This window comes from Bartonella sp. AD328YNZD (genome assembly GCF_042196425.1).
This window is the reverse complement of sequence record NZ_JBHIQG010000357.1, coordinates 1-2,332: the sequence shown is the minus strand read 5'-3', so window position 1 is coordinate 2,332 and position 2,332 is coordinate 1. Positions and strand designations below refer to the sequence as shown.

The following is a 2,332-nucleotide window of genomic DNA, read 5'->3' as shown; positions in this document are numbered from 1 at the left end:
GGGCATATTAAGGTTACAGATGTTGCTCTAACAACAACAAATGGTAACTATGGCGCAGCTACCACCGATCCTAACAGCTTGATTGAATTGTATGGGAAGACAACTATTGATAATGCTGTAACCGGACTTGATGCAGAAAATAGTGGCACAATCATAATGACTGGGGGAACAGTAACTGCGAAAACCATGGCATTGTTCGCAATGAATGGTGGACATATTAAGGTCACAGACGTTGCTCTAACAACGATGGATGGTAACGGATACGGTGCAGCTACCAGCAATCCTAACAGCTTAATTGAATTGTATGGAAATACAGCGATTAGCAATACTTTCATCGGGCTTTATGCAGAAAACGGTGGCACGATTAAAATGAATGGAGGGACCGTAGCAGCAAAAGGATCAGCATTTGTTGTAAAAAATAGCGGATATATTGATGTAACAAATGTTTCTGCAACAGCAGAAAACAGTGGCATAACATTTGATAAATCCGAGGACGATAACACCTTAGAAATCAACTTGACAAATACAAAGCTTCGCACTGAAAATAGTATTGGAATTAATGCAGACCAATCAATCGGTATAGCCAATCTCAAAAATTCAGAAATCAGTGCCGATATTTTATTAGCAGCAAAAGCTTCCACTAAAGAAAATAACTTTGCTTTTACACTAAATGCTAATAACTCGGTATTAAAGGGAAGAGCAAAAATTGCAGAAAACAGAACTGTACGCTTTGATTTGGCAAACAAGACAACATGGATATTGAAAACCAGTACAAAAGAAACCGATGATGATGGAAAACTGCTTGCTATTGCTCAAAGGTCACGTTCTGATATTTCTGTGCTCAATCTCAATGATAGTTCTATTGTTTTCAATGGACTGGTAGAAGATCATTATCATACATTGCATGTAGGATCTGGAATACCAACCACTCTAGCAGTCTATAATGCCTCTGGTGAGGCAGAAATTCATTTCAACGCTATATGGAGTGATGGTGTTGCAATAGATGCACAAAAAACCGATAGGCTTCTCATTCACGGTGATGTAGCAGGCACCACAACAGTTTACGTCAAAAGTTCTTCAGGGGATAAAGAGAGTGTAGAAAATGCTTCTGCTCCTTCCAATATAGGTGGACTTTCACTTATTCAAGTTTCTGGAGAAGCAAAAGAAGACTCCTTTAAATTGAAAAATGGCTATACCACCATAGGAGGAACTCCTTATAAATATACGCTGACTGCCTATGGACCAGTATCAAGTTATGGCAAGGCCAATGCTAACCAAAACTTATTCGATGAAAAGGATAAAGATTTCTGGGATTTTCGCTTGCAGTCTGAATTTCTTAACCCCGATTCAAAAGTAAGAGCAGTTGTACCACAAATGGCAAGCTATTTGGTTATGCCAAATGCTTTCTTTTATACTGGATTGGCCGATATGGCCAAGCAAAATGCACTTTTAGCCAATATGAGAACAACAGTCTTGGGAGAGCAGAAAAATCTAAAAAACAGTTTCTTCCTCTCTACCTATGGGGGTAAAGGAACCTTATCCTCGAAACGTGGTCCCCTTAAATATGGTTATGGTGCTGATGTCCGTTATGCTGCTCTCCAAGCCGGTGTCACATTAGCGGTATTAGAAGGACAAAATACCACGACACATTTCGGTCTTGTAGGCACCTATGGGCGGCTATCTTTCACTCCAAAGGATATGGACGATGTCAGTGAGAGCACATTGGATAAATGGTCACTAACAGCTTATGGCAGCGTGCAGCATGACAATGGTTTCTATATGGATACACTGTTATCCTATGGAATTCTAAAAGGAGATATCGGCAATGCTATCATTGGCAAAACCGCAAAGTTGAAAAATGCCAAAATGTTGAGTATCTCCACCACCGTTGGCAAAGAATTTGCAACCGGAATGGAAGGCTTAACCTTCGAGCCTCAAGCACAACTTGCTTATCAACATTTGATGTTTAATACCATTGAAGATGCTGATAATTTTACCGTTGATATGAAAAATCCTTCTCAATGGTTGATCCGTGTTGGTGGACGTTTAACCAAAACCATTATGACTGCTGAAAATGGTCCTGCCCTTTCCTTCTATGGAAAAGTAAACTTGATCAAAACCTTTGGTGATAATGGAAAAGTACAAATGAGCAAGAATTTTAACCTTGATCCCATGGGAACAGCAATTGAGGGAGGAATTGGTATCAATGCGCGACTATCTCACAACTTCTCTCTTTACGGTGATGTAAGCTATCGACAAAAGCTTCAGAAAACTGGTATAAGTGGTGCAAGCTTTTCAGGTGGCATACGCTATCAGTTTTAATACAAGGCTA

At 39.8% G+C, this 2,332-nt stretch carries 1 protein-coding gene; it reads left to right on the top strand.

The genetic code is table 11. The annotated features are described in order from the left end of the window. Window positions 1-2,322, top strand: a 2,322-nt coding sequence (locus tag ACFIO3_RS11710) for an autotransporter outer membrane beta-barrel domain-containing protein (protein WP_375704506.1), incomplete at its 5' end; no start/stop codon positions are given. Window positions 2,323-2,332 lie beyond the last annotated feature (10 nt).